General features: G+C 69.2%; 12 protein-coding genes. 9 read left to right on the top strand and 3 right to left on the bottom strand.

The window, feature by feature from the left end:
- Positions 1-134: 134 nt before the first annotated feature.
- Together PC39_RS07330 and PC39_RS07325 are read left to right on the top strand one after the other, a co-directional pair.
- Positions 135-566 (top strand): carboxypeptidase-like regulatory domain-containing protein, encoded by a 432-nt coding sequence (locus PC39_RS07330; RefSeq protein WP_353252726.1) that lies wholly within the window; start codon positions 135-137, stop codon positions 564-566.
- A gap of 98 nt (positions 567-664) precedes the next feature.
- The gene (locus tag PC39_RS07325; RefSeq protein ID WP_353252725.1) at positions 665-2,494 is read left to right on the top strand and encodes a monovalent cation:proton antiporter-2 (CPA2) family protein; all 1,830 of its coding nucleotides are present in this window, start codon (positions 665-667) and stop codon (positions 2,492-2,494) included.
- Between the two features lies 1 nt (position 2,495).
- On the opposite strand, the gene PC39_RS07320 is transcribed toward PC39_RS07325, so the two are convergent.
- Both PC39_RS07320 and PC39_RS07315 read right to left on the bottom strand, forming a co-directional pair.
- Positions 2,496-2,996, bottom strand: a complete 501-nt coding sequence (locus PC39_RS07320) for a cupin domain-containing protein (protein WP_353252724.1) — start codon at positions 2,994-2,996, stop codon at positions 2,496-2,498.
- A gap of 137 nt (positions 2,997-3,133) precedes the next feature.
- Entirely contained in the window at positions 3,134-4,015 is an 882-nt protein-coding gene (locus PC39_RS07315; RefSeq protein WP_353252723.1) for an alpha/beta fold hydrolase, read from the bottom strand.
- 259 nt (positions 4,016-4,274) lie between these two features.
- On the opposite strand from PC39_RS07315, the gene PC39_RS07310 reads away from it, so the two are divergent.
- On the top strand, positions 4,275-5,135 hold the full coding sequence (locus tag PC39_RS07310) for an SDR family oxidoreductase (RefSeq protein WP_353252722.1): 861 nt from the start codon (positions 4,275-4,277) through the stop codon (positions 5,133-5,135).
- A 192-nt stretch (positions 5,136-5,327) separates the two neighbouring features.
- Complete coding sequence (greB, locus tag PC39_RS07305) at positions 5,328-5,804, top strand: transcription elongation factor GreB (RefSeq protein ID WP_353252721.1); 477 nt, start codon at positions 5,328-5,330, stop codon at positions 5,802-5,804.
- Positions 5,805-6,917: 1,113 nt separating this feature from the next.
- On the opposite strand, the gene PC39_RS07300 is transcribed toward greB, so the two are convergent.
- Entirely contained in the window at positions 6,918-7,580 is a 663-nt protein-coding gene (locus PC39_RS07300) for a TetR/AcrR family transcriptional regulator (protein ID WP_353252720.1), read from the bottom strand.
- Positions 7,581-7,681: 101 nt separating this feature from the next.
- Between PC39_RS07300 and PC39_RS07295 the strand changes: the two genes are divergently transcribed.
- The 5 genes from PC39_RS07295 (at position 7,682) to PC39_RS07275 (ending at position 15,759) form a co-directional block, all read left to right on the top strand.
- The gene (locus PC39_RS07295) at positions 7,682-8,749 is read left to right on the top strand and encodes an efflux RND transporter periplasmic adaptor subunit (RefSeq protein WP_353252719.1); all 1,068 of its coding nucleotides are present in this window, start codon (positions 7,682-7,684) and stop codon (positions 8,747-8,749) included.
- On the top strand, positions 8,749-13,110 hold the full coding sequence (locus tag PC39_RS07290) for an efflux RND transporter permease subunit (RefSeq protein ID WP_353252718.1): 4,362 nt from the start codon (positions 8,749-8,751) through the stop codon (positions 13,108-13,110). The genes PC39_RS07295 and PC39_RS07290 overlap by 1 nt, the downstream gene beginning before the upstream one ends.
- A gap of 106 nt (positions 13,111-13,216) precedes the next feature.
- Positions 13,217-14,230: an AraC family transcriptional regulator gene (locus PC39_RS07285; protein WP_353252717.1), complete on the top strand. Its 1,014-nt coding sequence runs from the start codon at positions 13,217-13,219 to the stop codon at positions 14,228-14,230.
- A gap of 105 nt (positions 14,231-14,335) precedes the next feature.
- Positions 14,336-15,211 carry a metal-dependent hydrolase gene (locus tag PC39_RS07280; protein ID WP_353252716.1) on the top strand — a complete coding sequence of 292 codons (876 nt, stop codon included), beginning with the start codon at positions 14,336-14,338 and terminating at the stop codon, positions 15,209-15,211.
- Positions 15,212-15,315: 104 nt separating this feature from the next.
- Complete coding sequence (locus tag PC39_RS07275; RefSeq protein WP_353252715.1) at positions 15,316-15,759, top strand: Hsp20/alpha crystallin family protein; 444 nt, start codon at positions 15,316-15,318, stop codon at positions 15,757-15,759.
- Positions 15,760-15,867 lie beyond the last annotated feature (108 nt).

Raw genomic sequence — 15,867 nt, 5'->3', positions numbered from 1 at the left:
GTCTCCTCCGTGTCCCGGCCGCCAGATTACGCAGTCGGGCGCCGGCACGCGAGCGGGGGTTGAAAAGATTTCTGTCGATGCCAGGGACGGGGACAGGCGATTGACGAGATCATTTGCAGCGGACGAGGTAATCCATGCGTTGGAGCAGTCTTCTGCTGGGCGCCGCGGCGACCCTGGTGGCCGCGACGGCCGGCGCCCGCACGCCGCCGGGCGGCGAGATCGTCGAGAAGCAGGCCGTCGGCGGCTTCGAGTACGCCACCGGCGGCGTCGGCGAGACCGAGCAGGTGATCATGGAGAGCCGCTACGACGACTACAGCTTCAAGCTGGTCAACGTGCGCAGCGGCCCCGAGGCGGCCTATGTCGCCAAGGTCGATGTCACGATCACCGACGACGCGGGTGGCAAGGTCCTGGAAACGACCACCACCGGACCGTGGCTTGTCGCCGATCTCCCGGCCGGCGAGTACGAGGTGACGGCGTCGTTCGACGGCGCGACGCACACGCGTGATGTCACCATCCCGTCCGGTGATACCCGGGAGCGGCGTGTGATGGACTGGCACACCGGCTGACCGGTACCCCATTCACCGAACCGATGACGGGGCCGGCGGCCGCACGACGGTCGCCGGCCCCTTTTCGTTTAGACTCGCGGGAATCCGGAAGGGGGCGCATGTTGGAGAACTGGCTGGAAGAGATCGCCGTGTTCCTGGCGGCGGCGGTGATCGCGGTGCCGATCGCGCAGCGGCTGGGGCTGGGTTCGGTGCTGGGGTACCTGGCCGCCGGCGTCGTGATCGGGCCCTGGGGCCTGGGTCTGATCGGCGAGGTCGACGAGGTGCTGCACATCGCCGAGCTGGGCGTGGTGCTGCTGCTGTTCGTGATCGGGCTGGAGATGCAGCCGCGGCGGCTCTGGGCCCTGCGCAAGATCATCGTGGGGCTGGGCGGTCTCCAGGTCCTGCTCTCCGCGGCCGCGCTGGGCGGGTTGTCCCTCTGGCTGCTGGACCTCTCGCCGGCCACCGCGACCGTGGTCGGCCTGGCCCTGGCCCTGTCCTCCACCGCCTTCGGCCTCCAGCTCCTGAGCGAGCGCGGCGAGCTGACCGCCCGCCACGGCCGGGCCGCGTTCGGCATCCTGCTGTTCCAGGACCTGGCCGTGATCCCGATCCTGGCCCTGCTGCCGCTGCTGGCGGCCGGCGGGGAGTCGATGAGCTTCGCCGGCGCCCTGCTGGAAACGGCCAAGGTGGCCGGTGTCCTGGCGGTGATGGTGGTCGGCGGCCACTACCTGCTGCGTCCGGTCTTCCGGCTGGTGGCGGCCACCCGCATGCCCGAGATATTCACCGCCTGGGCCCTGCTGGTGGTGCTCGGCACCGCCGTGGTCATGGCCAAGCTCGATGTCTCGGTGGCGCTCGGCGCCTTCGTGGCCGGCGTGCTCCTGGCCGACTCGGAGTATCGGCACGAGCTCGAGGCCAACATCGATCCCTTCAAGGACCTGTTGCTCGGCCTGTTCTTCATCGCCGTGGGCATGTCGATCAACCTGGGGTTGTTGCTGGCGCAACCCCTGTTCCTGGTGGGCGCGGCCGCCGGTCTGATGCTGCTGAAGGGCATCGTTCTCTACGTTCTCGGCCGGCGCCAGGGCCTGAATCCCGCCGCCGCGCGCAGCCTCGCCGCGACCCTGCCCCAGGGCGGCGAGTTCGCGTTCGTGATCCTGGCTTCGGCGGTCGCCGCGGGCATCCTCGACCGCGCCCTGTCGGACCTGGTGGTGGCGGTGGTGACGCTGACCATGCTCGCCACGCCGATCGCGGTGATCGGGGCCGCGCGCCTCAACCGGTGGCTGGCGGCGCCGGCGCCGGCGCCCGATTTCGAGGTTCCGGAGGCGCCCACGCATCCGGTGATCGTCGCCGGCTTCGGGCGCGTGGGCCAGATCGTCGCGCGGCTGTTGCGGGCCAAGGGCATCGGTTTCGTCGCCCTGGAGCTGAATCCGGAGCAGGTGGACTTCGTTCGCCGCTTCGGCGACAAGATCTACTACGGTGACGCCTCCAAACCCGAGCTTCTGCGGGCGGCCGGCATCGAGCAGGCGCGGGCCTTCGTGCTCACCATCGGCGACCCCGAAACCTCGGTGCGCATCGCGCGCGCGGTGCGCGAGCGGCACCCGGGCGTGCGCATCATCGCCGCGGCGCGCAACCGCCGCCACGCCTATGCCCTGATGAACGCCGGCGTCGATGTGGTGTTGCGCGAAACCTTCCTCTCGAGCCTGGAATTGGGCGCCGAGACCCTCAAGGCGGTAGGCCTGAACGCCAAGGAAGCCGCTCGCGCCGCCGCCCTGTTCCGCGCCCACGACGAGCGTCTGGTGGCCGAGCAGGCGGTGGCCGCCGGCGACGAGGCCAAGCTGGCCCAGTTGCGCAAGGAGGCGATGGAGGAGCTGGAAGAGTTGTTCGACCGCGACGCCCGCGAGGCGCCGGCCGACGGCGAGGGCGGTTCCCAGGGGTCGTCGACGGGCCCTGGATGACCTAGATGAGCCCGGCCAGGTCCGGATGCCGCTCGCGCAGCGCCGCCGCCTCCGCCGGCCGGTCGCGCAGCAGTTCGAAATCCGCGAAATCGAAGCCGGGACCCACGCTGCAGCCCACCAGGGCGAAGCCGTCCGCGGGGCGCGCGGCCTGCCACCAGCCGACCGGCACCACCGCCGCCGGCCGGGTGTCGACGCCCGGCGGCCCCAGCCGCCGTTGCCGTACGTCGGTCATGTCGGGCGGCATCATCAACAGTTCCAGGGGCGTGCCCTCGTAGAAATGCCAGGCCTCGTCGGAACGCACCCGGTGCCAGCGGCCGATCTCGCCGGGACGCAGCAGGTAGTAGATCGAGGTCAGCGCCGGCCGCGTGCCGCGGCCGTCCGCCGGTTCCACCGTCGCTGTCGCGGCGTAGTGGCGGCGGAAGTGGCCACCCTCAGGGTGCGGTTCCAGGTCCAGTTCCCGGATCAGTTCGTCGGCGCGGGTCCGGGATGTTTCGTGTTTCATGTATCGGGTTTCGTGTTCGTCGGCATCGGTGTCTTTAGGGACATCCACGGATTACGCAGATGACACGGATTTGCTTGAAGAGACATGCATCCGTGCAATCCGTGTAATCGGTGGATTGTCGAAGCGCCCGGCACGGTCTAGACGGCAAGCTTGTCGCGCACGAACCCGCGGATCAGCGCCGCGACCTCGGCCGGTTTCTCCTCCTGGACGAAGTGCGCCGCCTCCAAGGTCTCCAGGCGGATGTCGTCGAACACGTCGTCGAGGTGGCGGGTGTACTCCGGGATGATCACCGGATCCTTGACGCCGTGGATGTAGAGCCCGGGCATGGCGAAACGGGTGCCGGCGAGCTCGCGCCAGCGGGCCATGTCGTCCTTGTAGCAGCGGTAGAAGTTGGCGCCGGTCAGGGGCGTGCCCTCGATGGCGTAGCAGCGTACGTGTTCCTCGAAGGCGTCGGGCGGATAGCCGGCCTCCGACCAGGTGCGCAGGAAATAGCCCAGCCAGGCCCGCTCGTTGCCGGGGATCATGGCCTCGGCGAGGCCGGGGGCGCCCTGGAAGAACTGGTACCAGATATAGGGCAGGGCGCGCTCGCGCATCGCCTCCTGGGCCACCAGATTGCCGCGGGCGTTGGGCAGCACGTGGATGTTGAGCAGCACCAGCGCCGGTACCCGGCCGGGCGCCGCCAGGGCCGCCTCCTGCACCGCGGCGCCGCCCCAGTCGTGACCGATCAGCGGGCAGGCGTCGATGTCCAGGGCGTCCATCACCGCGAGGATGTCGGCGCCCAGGTTCCGCTTGGTGTAGGCCTCGCGCTCGGGCGTGCGCTCGGAGTCGCCCAGGCCGCGCAGGTCCGGGGCGAGCACCCGGTAATCGCCGGCCAGCCGCTCGGCGACCCCTTTCCAGCAATACGAGGACTCCGGCCAGCCGTGGACCAGCAGCAGCGGCGGCGCGTCCGGGTCGCCGCTCGCGCGCAACCCGAAGCGGCCGCGCGCCGTTTGCAGTTGCCCGACCTCGAAATCCGCCATCGTCTCTCCCGACAGTTCTTTGTTTGCCAAGCGATCCACAGATTACATGGATTGTCCGGCAAGTCGCCTCGCACCTCGCAGACCGGTCATCGTCACATATCCGCAGATGAACGCCGATGCACGCAGAAATACGCCCTTGATCCGCGTCTATCCGCGTTCATCTGCGGATTGTTTTGGACTTTGATGGAATATACCCGCGTCGCGTCGACGCGCGTTCGGCGTTAACCTGTGCGCCGATCACAACACGAGGAGAGCTTTCATGGCGGATCTGAAGGGCAAAACCCTGTTCATCTCCGGCGCCTCGCGCGGCATCGGCCTGGCGATCGCCAAGCGCGCGGCGGCTGACGGCGCCAACGTCGCCATCGCGGCCAAGACCGCCGAGCCGCATCCCAAGCTGCCCGGCACCATCTACACCGCCGCGGAGGAGATCGAGGCCGCCGGCGGCAAGGCCCTGCCGCTGGTCTGCGACATCCGCGAGGAAGAGCAGGTCGAGGCCGCGGTCGAGCGCGCGGCGGAGGAGTTCGGCGGCATCGACGTGTGCGTCAACAACGCCAGCGCGATCCAGCTCACCGGCACGCTGGAGACCAAGATGAAGCGCTACGATCTGATGAACCAGATCAACGCGCGCGGCACCTTTCTGGTCAGCCAGAAGTGCATCCCGTTCCTGAAGAAATCCGACAACCCGCACGTGCTCAACCTGTCGCCGCCCCTGGACCTGTCGCCGCGCTGGTTCGCGCCGCACGTGGCCTACACCATGGCCAAGTACGGCATGAGCCTGTGCGTGCTGGGCATGGCCGAGGAGTTCAAGAAGGACGGCATCGCCTTCAACGCCCTCTGGCCCCGGACCACCGTGGCCACCGCCGCGGTGCGCAACCTGCTGGGCGGCGAGGACATGGTCGCGGCCTCGCGCACGCCGGAGATCATGGGCGACGCCGCCTACGTGATCCTGACCAGGAACAGCCGCGAGTTCACCGGCAACTTCTGCATCGACGACGAGGTGCTGTACGAGGCCGGCGAGCGCGATTTCACCCAGTACAAGGTCAATCCCGAGGCCAAGAACCTGATGCCGGACTTCTTCGTGCCGGAGGACCGCACGCCGCCGCCCGGGGCGATGGATTAACCGCCCGGGGTAATGCATTAATTAACCACAGAGACACAGAGGGCACGGAGAAGGGGAAGGCGCGTATTCGCTGAGCCTCGCGGGTGCGATGGTTGCCGTGCCGGCAGCTTCCCATTGAGTCATTCCTGCCCTCTGTGTTCTCTGTGCCTCTGTGGTTAGCACAAAACCGACCAGCGCCGAAGACCTGAGATCATGGCTCGCGGACGCGACTACATCACCGCCGACGGCCATCGCCGGCTGCGCGAGGAGCTGGATTACCTCTGGCGTGAGAAGCGGCCGGCCGTGACCCGCGCCCTGGCCGATGCCGCGGCCGAGGGCGACCGCTCCGAGAACGCCGAGTACATCTACCGCAAGAAGGAACTGCGGGAGATCGACCGGCGCCTGCGCTATCTCTCCAAGCGTCTCGACGAATTGATCGTGCCGGCGCGCCGGCCGGACGATCCGAGCCGCGTGTTCTTCGGGGCCGAGGTGACGGTGGCCGACGACGACGGCACGGAATCGACCTATCGCATAGTCGGCGCCGACGAGACCGACGCCCGTGCGGGCTGGATCAGCGTGCACTCGCCGGTGGCGCGCGCCCTGCTGGGCCGGGGCGAGGGCGACAGCGTCATGGTGCGGCGCCCGGCCGGCGAGATCGAGATGGAGGTGGTGGCGGTTCGCTACCCCTAGGAGGGCGTCCACAACATCAACCGGTATGAGTGAGCCGCCCGGGCGGTAGCCGAGCTTCCGCCGGCCGGCCCCGGGCTTTGGTTGGCGGGAGATGAAACCACAGAGGCGCACGGAGGCGCGCAGAGGTTCTTGCTGGCCGTTTGCCGGAATAAGGAATCCACAGATTACGCCTATTTACGCAGATTAAAGAGCAGTCCAACCGATCTGCGTTAATCGGCGTCCATCCGCGGATAAACAAATGCCTTGACTCGACACGGCACTGACCGCGCAGCGCCCCGGCGACTGAACTGCCGGGTTGGTAACGGACCTTGGCGGGTGGGTTCCGGAAGAAAGAATCCGCAGATGACGCCGATCGACGCAGATTCAAGAGCAGTCCCGGCCAATCTGCGTTAATCGGCGTAATCTGTGGATAAACAAATGCCTTGATTCGGCACGGCGCCGACCGCGTAGCGCCTAGGCGACCGAATTGCCGGGGCGGCAACGGAGCTTGGCGGGCGGTTCCCGGAAGAAACGATCCGGAGATGACGCCGATGGACGCAGATTAAAGAACAGCCCCAATTAATCTGCGTTAAGCGGCGTAATCTGTGGATAAACAAATACCCTGGCCCGGCACGGCACCGACCGCGAAGCGCCCCGGCGCTCGAGCTGCCGGGTTGGCAACGAACCTTAACGGGCTATCCGCCACTTTCGCTTGAAAACCGTGATCGTGTCCGGGGCAGGCTTCTTTGCGGCTTCCGGGACGACAGTCAGTGCCCTCTGTGTCCCTCTGTGCGCCTCTGTGGTCCATGTTCTGGCTAGCCGCTTGCCGAGGCGCTTTCCGCCGTCGTGATCTTCGGCAGGCGTGGGCTGGAACAAGGGCCGTCTGGCCCGTTTCCGGCAGCTAGAAGATCAACCACAGAGACACAGAGAGCACAGGAGCAAAAGGGGCCAAGAAGACTCACCCCATTAAATCTCTGTGTCCTCTGTGCCTCTGTGGTTCAAGATCATTTCTTCCGCAATCGAGAATCATCGGCGGCATGCCGGGAACGTGTCGCTTAGCCCGGCCTACGGTCCGTCTTTGCTCGCCACGTTTTGTAAGCACCCTCTAGGGGCTGCGGCAAAGCGGCCCCTCATCTAGCTTGGCTTGGCCAAGCCCTCGAATGCGATCGCGAGGACTTCCTGCAGCACCGCCTCCAGCGCCGCGGTCTCGTGACGGCCATAGGCGGTGCGATTGTCCAGGTACAGGCTCATCACGCCGTGGATCATGGACCAGATAGCCAGGGCCTGGGAGCGCGGGTCGCGCAGCCGCAGGGCCCCCTGTTCCTGCGCCTCCTGAAGACCTTCCACCAGCGAATCGAAGGCGTCGTTGCCGGCCTCGATCAGTTCCGGAAATTCCGATTCCTCGACCGGCGTGCGGTTGCCGAACAGGGGGCCTTCGCAGAAATCGCCGGCGAACATCAGCCGGTACAGGTGCGGGTGCCCGGCGCCGAAGCGGGCGTAGGCGCCGCAGCCCGCGGTCAGCCGGGTCTGGGGGTCGTCGCCGGCGGTGTCGCGCGCGGCCGTGATGGCGTCGTTCAGGCGCCGGAAGCCGGTGGCGGCGGCCGCCGCCAGCAGGGCCCGCTTGGTTTCGAAATGACGGTAGGGCGCGCTGCGGGATACACCGGTGCGCTCGGCCACGGCGCGCAGGGTCACGGCCTCCAGGCCGCCTTCCTCCAGCAGATCGAGGGCGCTGCGCAGGCAGGCGTTGCGGAGGTCGCCGTGGTGGTAGCTGCGTTGCGACACGGTTGCGGTACCCATTGATTCCAGATTAGGCCTCGGTGTTGACACCGTCAACATGGACCTACTAATGTTAACACCGTTTACATTTGCCGGCGATGCCGGTCGAGGGGGAACCGCCGATGCCATTCGCGATTCGAATCACCGTTCTCCTGCTGACGGCGCTCGCCGCCGCCTGCGGCGGCGACGCGCGGGAAGAGGCCGCGCCGGTCGCCCACGACCACCCGGTCGAGGTCGGCGAGGTCGCAGCCGTGGATACCGATCGTGCCTTCGCGCTCACCGGCGTGACCCGGGCCGCGGACCGCGCGCAGCTCGCCTTCCAGGTCAGCGGTCGCCTCGCCGAGCGTGCCGTCTCGCTCGGGGACGAGGTGGCCGAGGGCGACCTGATCGCGCGCCTGGACCAGCCCGAGCTCGAGCCCGCGGCCGCGGCCGCCCGGGCCCAGGCGGAGCAGCTTGAGACGGAACTGGCCCAGGCCGAGCGCGACCTGGATCGGGTGCGGCGGCTGCACGACCAGGGCGCCGCCACCCGGCAGGAACTGGAGAGTGCCCAGTCGCGCCGCGACGCGCTGGCCGCGTCGCTGCGGCGTGCCCGCGCCGAGGCCCAGCGCTCGCGGCGGCTGCTGGGGGAGACACGCATCGTGGCGCCGGTCGCGGGCACGGTGGAGCAGGTCTATTTCGAGCCCGGCGAGTTCGTGCCCGCGGGGCAACCCGTGGTCGGCCTGTCCGGCGGCGGTGCGCTGGAGGTGGAGATCGGCCTGCCGGAGACCCTCCTGGGCGAGGTCGCGGTCGGCGATACGGCGCGGCTGACGCTGCCGCTGCTGGATGGCGAGGCGACCGGCCGGGTGACCGAGCTGGCCGCCGCCTCGCCCGGCCCCGGCCGTTTGTTCCCGGCGGTGATTACCATCGACGCGTCGCCGCGGCTGCGGCCCGGCGTCACCGTCGCCTGGCACCTGCGCTCGAACCGCGGCGAGCGCCTCACCGTGCCGGTGGCGGCGATCGCCAGCACCGGCGGTCGCAGCCAGCCCAAGGTCTTCCGGGTCGACAACGGCACGGTCAGCGCCGTGCCCGTGAGCCTGGGCGTGGTCGTGGGCGAACGCGTGGTCGTCAGCGGTGATCTCGCCGCCGGCCAGCGGGTCGTCACCCTGGGCCTGGAGGGCCTGGTCGACGGCCGCGCCGTGGAGGTGCGGTGATGGCCGACCGGTTGACGCGCCTGCTGGAGAACGAGCGCCTGATCTACACGCTGGTCCTGGTGCTGGCGCTGGCCGGCCTGGCGGCCTACTTCAGCATGATCCGCCAGGAGGATCCCGCCTTCCCGTACCGCGGCGGGCTGATCACCGTGGCCTTTCCCGGCGCCGATCCGGCGCGGGTGGAGCGCCTGGTGCTGCAACCGCTGGAGGAGGAATTGGCCGGGGTCGAGGAGGTCGAGCATACCCAGGGCACGGCGCGCCAGGGCGTGGCCGTGGTCCGGGTCACGCTGCTGCCTTCGGTCTACGACACCGAGACCGCCTGGGACCGGGTACGCATCGCCATGGACGATGCCGCCCGCGAGTTCCCGGACGGGGTCGGCAAGCCCGACCTGGACGACCGCATCGTGACCGCCTCCACCGCGGTGATCGCGATCACGGGCAGCGACGATCCGCTCGAGCTCGACGACGCCGCCGAGCGGCTCAAGGCACACCTGCTCGATCTGCCGGATATGTCCTCGATCCGCGTGATCGGCGACCCCGGCGAGCAGATCACCGTGGCGCTGTCGGATGCCGCCCTGTTCCGCACCGGCCTGACGCCGGAGCAGCTTCTCGGGCAGCTCGATGCCAGCAACAAGATCATCGCCGGCGGCTCGCTGTCGGTCGGCGGGCGATCGCTGGTGCTGCGGCCGCGCACCGACTACCGCAGCATCGAGGAAATCCGGGAGACCCCGGTCCAGTTGCCGGCGGGCGGTGTCGTGCCCCTGGGCAGCATCGCCGAGGTCCAGCGCAGCGAGGCGCAGCCGCCCACCGAGCGGGTCTGGTTCGACGGCACGCGCGCGGTGGCCCTGGATATCAAGTCGCAGCGCGACGCCACCCACGTGGTGAACTTCGGCAACCGCCTGCGCGCCGAGATCGACAGCCTGCGCGGGGACTTCGAGCCGCTGGAGATCCGCGAGATGTTCTATCAGCCGGCCTTCACCGAGAGCCGGCTGGACAATCTCACGCGAAGCCTGTTCTACGCGGTCCTGATCATCGTGGCCGTGCTGTTCGCGGGCATGGGACTGCGGGTGGGCCTGCTGGTGGCGACGGTACTGCCGCTGGTCACCCTGTCGGCGCTGGCGGTCTACGCCATGGGAGGTGGCGTGCTACACCAGATCGCGATCATCGGGTTGGTGATCGCGCTCGGCATCCTGGTGGACAACGCCATCGTGATGACCGAGAACATCCAGCACCATCTCAACAACGGCGCCTCGCGCGCCGAGGCCGCGACGCGCTCGGTGCGCGAGCTGGCGGCGCCGCTGTTCGCGGCTACCGGCACCACGCTGGCGGCGTTCGCGCCGCTGCTGCTGGCCAAGGGCAACGCCGCCGATTTCACGCGCGCCATCCCGATCACGATCATGTTGTCGCTGACCATCAGCTACGTGTTCGCGGTGACCTTCACCCCGATCGTGGCGCGGCGCTTCCTGCGCCCGCAGGACCGGCGACGCGAGACCGACGCCCCGGTGGTCCGGCTGGCGGACCGCCTCGGCCGGGTGTCCACCTCGCGGCCGTGGCTGATGGTGTGCCTGGGGGCGGCGATCCTGGCCGGCGCCTTCAGTAGCGGCGCCTGGCTCGACCAGCAATTCTTCCCCAACGCCGACCGCAACCAGGTGGTCATCGATCTGTCGATGCCCGAGGGCACCCATTTGGAGGCGACCCAGAAGATGGCCGCGCGCATGGAGCGGGCGTTGCACGACCACCCCGCGGTGAACGAGGTGCACGGCTTCGTCGGCTTCTCCGGGCCGTCGTTCTATTACAACCTGACCCGCCGGCCGCAGGAGCCACACCGGGCCCGGTTGATCGCCGAGACCGGCAGTCTCGCCGAGAACCATGCCCTGATCGAGTGGACGCGCCGTTTCGCGCGCCGGGAATTGCCGGGGGTGGAGGTGGTCGCCTCCATCCTGCGGCAGGGTCCGCCGGTGACCGCGCCCATCGAGGTACGGGTATTCAACCCCGATCCCGAGCGGCTGGCGCTGGCCACCGAGCGCATCTTCGCCGAGGCCCTGACGGTGCCGGGCGCACGCGACGTGCGCCAGGACCTGGGCACCGGCGCGCCCAGCGTGGTCTACACGGTCCACGACGCCGCCGCCCGCCGCCTGGGCGTGACCCGCGAGGACGTGGCCCAGGCGCTTCTGGGACGCACGCACGGCATCGTCGTGGGCCAGTACCGCGCCGAGGAGGACCCCATCCCCATTCGGCTGCGCAGCCCCCAGGGCGAGTATTTCCCGCTGCCCGAGCTGGAGACCGTCAATGTCTACGGTGACGGTGGCCAGCCCATCCCCCTGGATCAGGTGGCCTCGGCGCGGCTGGAGATGCAGCCGGCCGCGATCCGCCACTACAACCAGCACCGGGTGGCGCGGGTCTCCGCCGAGCTGGCCGACGGCTACGTCTTCAGCGAGGTGCTGGCCCCGATCCAGGACGCCATCGCCGGTCTCGATCTGCCGCCGGGCACACGCATCGAGTACGGCGGCGAGGCCGAGGCCTCCCAGGAGGCCAACACCGCGATCCTGCAGGCCGCGCCGCTGGGCGCGGGTCTGTTGCTGTTCTTCCTGCTGATGGAGTTCAACTCCTTCCGGCGCATGGGCCTGGTGCTGCTCACGATCCCGTTCGCGGTCGCCGGGGTGATCCCGGGCCTGCTGCTGTTGGGCATCCCCTTCGGCTTCCAGCCGCTGCAGGGCATCATCGCCCTGGTGGGTATCGTGGTGAACAACGCCATCGTGCTGATCGATGTGGTCGACCACCGGCTGCGGGACGGCGCCGATATCGTCCAGGCCGTCCGCGACGCCGTGCGCCGGCGTACGCGGCCGATCCTGCTGACCACGGCCACCACCATCGCCGGCCTGCTGCCGTTGGCGCTGTCGGACACCACCCTGTGGCCGCCGATGGCCTGGACCATCATCACCGGCCTGATCGCGTCGGCGGTGCTCACCCTGCTGGTGCTGCCGGCGCTCTGCCGGCTGCTGCTCGGCGTCCGGCGGCCGGCGCCGTCCGGGGCCACGGCCGTCCTGATGACGGCCGCGATCGTCGCCGGCGCGCTGTGGCCCGCCGGGACCGTCGAGGCGCAAGCGGGCGACGAGGTCGGCCTCATGGAGGCGGCGGTGTTGGGCGCCCGCCAGCCGGACTCGCAGGTGGGTGGCTTCGAGGCCCGGGCCGCCGCGGCCGACGCCGCTGCCGAACGGCGGCTCGGTCGCTATCCCTCGTTGCAGGCGGACGCCTTCGCGTCCCGCAGCGACGAGGTGGGCGAGATCGAGATCCCGTCGCTGGGGCCGGGGATGCCGCCGCAGTCGTTCGCCGCCGGCGAGCGCGAGAAGGCCGGTGCCGTGATCGAGCTGCGCCAGCCCCTGATCAACCCGGCGCAGCAGTTCTATACCGCGCCGGCCGCCGAGCGCGCCGCCGAGGCCGCCGCCTCGACCGCCGCCAGCGAACGGCTGGCCAACGCCATCGACGCGGTGTCGCGCTACCTGGACGCGCTCGACCTGGAGGCTCGCCTGGAGGCCAACGCCGCCCTGCGGGAAGGTCTCGACGCCCGCGCCGAACGGGTCGAGCGCCTGCTGGACAACGGCCGGGCCCTGGTCAGCGACCGCGCCGAGGTCCGCTTCGCGCGGCAACGCGCCGAGCAGATCAAGGTGCGTCTGCGCGAGAACTATCGCCTGGCCCGGGCGCGCCTGGCGCGCGCGGTCGGCCGCGACGGCCGCGTCGCGCCGGCGCCCCTGGATTTCGAGCCGCGCCCGGTCACCCGCGACGTGCCGGCGCTGCTCGACGAGGCCCTGGCGGCGCGTCGCGATCTCGCGGCGCTGGACGAGCGCATCCGCGAGCTGGAGTTGCGCGTGGGTTCGGCCGGGGCGCAACGGTTACCGAACCTCGATGCGGTGGCCAGCCTGCGCTACAACGAGGGCAACTCCTTCGCCCCCGACCGCGAGGGCCGGATCGAGGCGCAGATCACCTGGACGCCCTTCGCCGGCGGCGCGATCAGCGCGCGCAAGGCGGCCGCCGAGGCCAAGCTGGCGGCGCTGCGCGCCGAGCGCCTGTCGTTCGCGCGCGGCGTGCGGGTGCAGATCGAGCAGACCCTGGCGGAGCTGGAGACGGCCACCGCGCTGGCCGAGCTGGCCGCCGCCGGCGTGGAGAGCGCCCGCGCGACGCTGGACGCCCGCAGCGCCCGCTTCGAGGCCGGCCGTGCCACGGTCGACCAGGTTCTGGAGGCCGAGGCGGACCTGGCCGAGCAACGGGCCCGGGCCGCGGTCGCCCGCAACGACCGCGTGCGCGCCTGGGTGCGGCTGCAGGGGGCGCTGGGCAACAGTGACTGGATTGAGCGTACAGCGCCGTGATCCGTGATTCGTGATTTGTGATTCGTTGGGAAGAGGGGGTTATGCTCTTTGCCAATCACCAATCACCAATCACCAATCACCAATCACCAATCACCAATCACCAATCATGGACGATCTGAGCGTGCCCGCGGTGGTGCTGCCGAGCTGGGTGAAGGCGGCGGCCCGCTGCGGGATCAACGTCAAGCCGATATTCGCGGCGCACGGCATCGAGCTGGACCTGTCCCGGCTCGAGGACCGCACCGTGTCCCTGTCGGCGCTCGACCGGGTGCTGGAGGACTGCATCGCCCGCGCGGGCGATGACCATTTCCCGTTCGTGGTCGGCGAGACCTTCGCCTTCGAATACCTGCCGGACCTGGAGACCTACCTGACCACCAGCTCGTCGCTGCGCGACGCCGCCCGCGTGCTGGAATGGATTCCCGCCCTGGTCAATCCGATGATCGACGCCGGCATGGACGAGATCGGCGACGAGGCGCGGCTGGTGCTGCGGCTGGCGCCCGAGGCGCCGACGCCGGGCAAGCCGTACCACGCGGAGATCTTCTTCGCCTCCATCCTCAAGTTCGCCCGCTCGCTGCTGGGCGAGGAGGTGCGGCTCACCTCGCTGCACTTCCGGCATCGGGCGCCGCCGCACGCCGGGCGTTACCACGGCTTTTTCCGCATGCCGGTGTATTTCGAGCGCCCGCGCGACGAGCTGGTGTTTCCGCGCGAGCTGCTCGACCGGCCGCTGGAGGGGGACTTCCCGGCGCTGCACCGCCAGGCCGAAGCGCTGGTGGAACAGCGGGTGGCGCGCCTGACCGGTCAGGGCCTGGGCGACCGGTTGGCGGCCGCGCTCGCCCGCGATCCGGCCCTGCTCGCCGGCGGCCTGGACGCGGCCGCGGCCGCCTTCGGACTGGGCCCGCGCACCCTCCAGCGGCGGTTGCGCGACGAGGGTTGCAGCTTCGGCACGGTCCAGGACGCCGCGCGGTATCGCCGGGCCGCCGCCTGGCTGGACGAGCCCGATGCCGACATCGAGGCCATCAGCGAAGCCCTGGGTTTCGCCGACCGCCGCAGCTTCACCCGCGCCTTCCGGCGCTGGACCGGCATGAGTCCCAGTGCCTATCGCGCCCGGGGACGGGGCGTTTGATCCGCGCATTGTCGCGAATTGTTCCCTGGCGTCGTCCGCCGTCATAGGCAGGCGGTCGCGGCCCGGTCTACTGTGCTCCCACACATAAAGACAAGGAGGGGAGCGATGGCCGCGAAAGCCGCTCACGAGATCGTGCCGCGCCAGGATCTCGACTTTCACCTGCAGTCCGACGACATCCCGCGCTTCTGGTACGGCAACGACCCGTTCAAGACGCGTTTCTTCGACGCCATGTCGCTGCTGTTCCCGGAGGGCGAGAAGTTCTTCATCCAGTGCGTGCGCGATTACCGCGACCGCATCGACGATCCGCAGCTCCAGGCCGAGGTCAAGGACTTCACCTTCCAGGAGGCCCAGCACACCCGCGTGCACATCGAGTTCAACCGCCGGGTGGAGCGCCAGGGCGTGGACGTGTCCGAAGTGGAGGCCATGCAGAAGAAGGTGCTTAACTGGTACCGGCGGTATTTCCCGCGCAAGTTCACACTGGCCCAGACCGCCGCGGCCGAGCACATGACCGCCCTGATGGCGCATTTCGTGCTCGAGAATTCGGAGATGCTGGCGGAGGCGGACCCGCGTATCCGCGCGATCTACTTCTGGCACGCCATCGAGGAGATCGAGCACAAGGCGGTGGCCTACGACGTGATGCAGAAGGTGGCCAAGGCCGGCTATTTCACCCGCGTGGCGGCCATGATCAACCTGTCGCTGGCGTTCCCGTTCCACGTGCTCATGATCATGCGCCACATGCTGCGGGTGGACGGCTTCTCCGGCCGCGAGCGCCGGCGCATCTGGCTCAAGGGGCTGTGGTGGCTGTACGGCCCGCGCGGCATCTACGCCCGCATGATGCGCCACTACATCAGCTACTACCGGCCCGGCTACCACCCCTGGGACAAGGGCGAGACCCGGGCCTTCCAGCGCTGGCGCGAGGAATACGACCGCCACGACGGCGACGCGGTGGCCGCCAGCGACAGCTTCCTGGCGGCCGCCTGAGCGCGGCCGCGGGATATGCCGCCCGCCATCTTGAAAACCGCCGGCATGACCGCATCTAAGACCCCGGAACGAGGTCAAGCAGTTATGTCAGGAGGTGATGTGACATGGCACTGCAGCGTTATGAACCCAACAGCCTGTTGCAGCAGTTCAACAGTGAGATCAACCGGCTCTTCGGCCGCGACTGGGGCGATTTCGGCGATTACCCGGCGCTGAGCAGCGCCCAGTGGGTGCCGGCCGTGGACGTCCACGAGACGCCGGACGAGTACCGTATCGAGGCGGATGTCCCCGGGATCGATCCCAAGGACATCGATGTCACCCTCGAGAACGGTGTGCTCACCCTCAAGGGCGAGCGCCGGACCGAGAAGAGCACCGAGGAGGGCGGCGCCCGCCACATCGAGCGCAGTTACGGCTCGTTCGTGCGGCGTTTCGCGCTGCCGGACACGGCCGACGCCGACAACGTGGAGGCCCGCGCCGACAACGGCGTGCTCCGCCTGACCATCAAGAAGAAGGCGGAAAGCAAGCCGCGGCGCATCGAGGTCAAATCCTGACGCGGCGTCGGCAGCCGGATATGACGGGGCCCATTCGGGCCCCGTTTTTGTTTGTGTGAACCACAGAGGCACAGAGACGCAGAGAAGAGGGACGCCAAGATCATGAAA

The organism is Salinisphaera sp. PC39, from assembly GCF_040361335.1.
Classification (GTDB): Bacteria; Pseudomonadota; Gammaproteobacteria; order Nevskiales; family Salinisphaeraceae; genus APNM01.
Note: the sequence above shows the minus strand (reverse complement) of the source record. Positions and strands in the feature narration are given on the sequence as shown.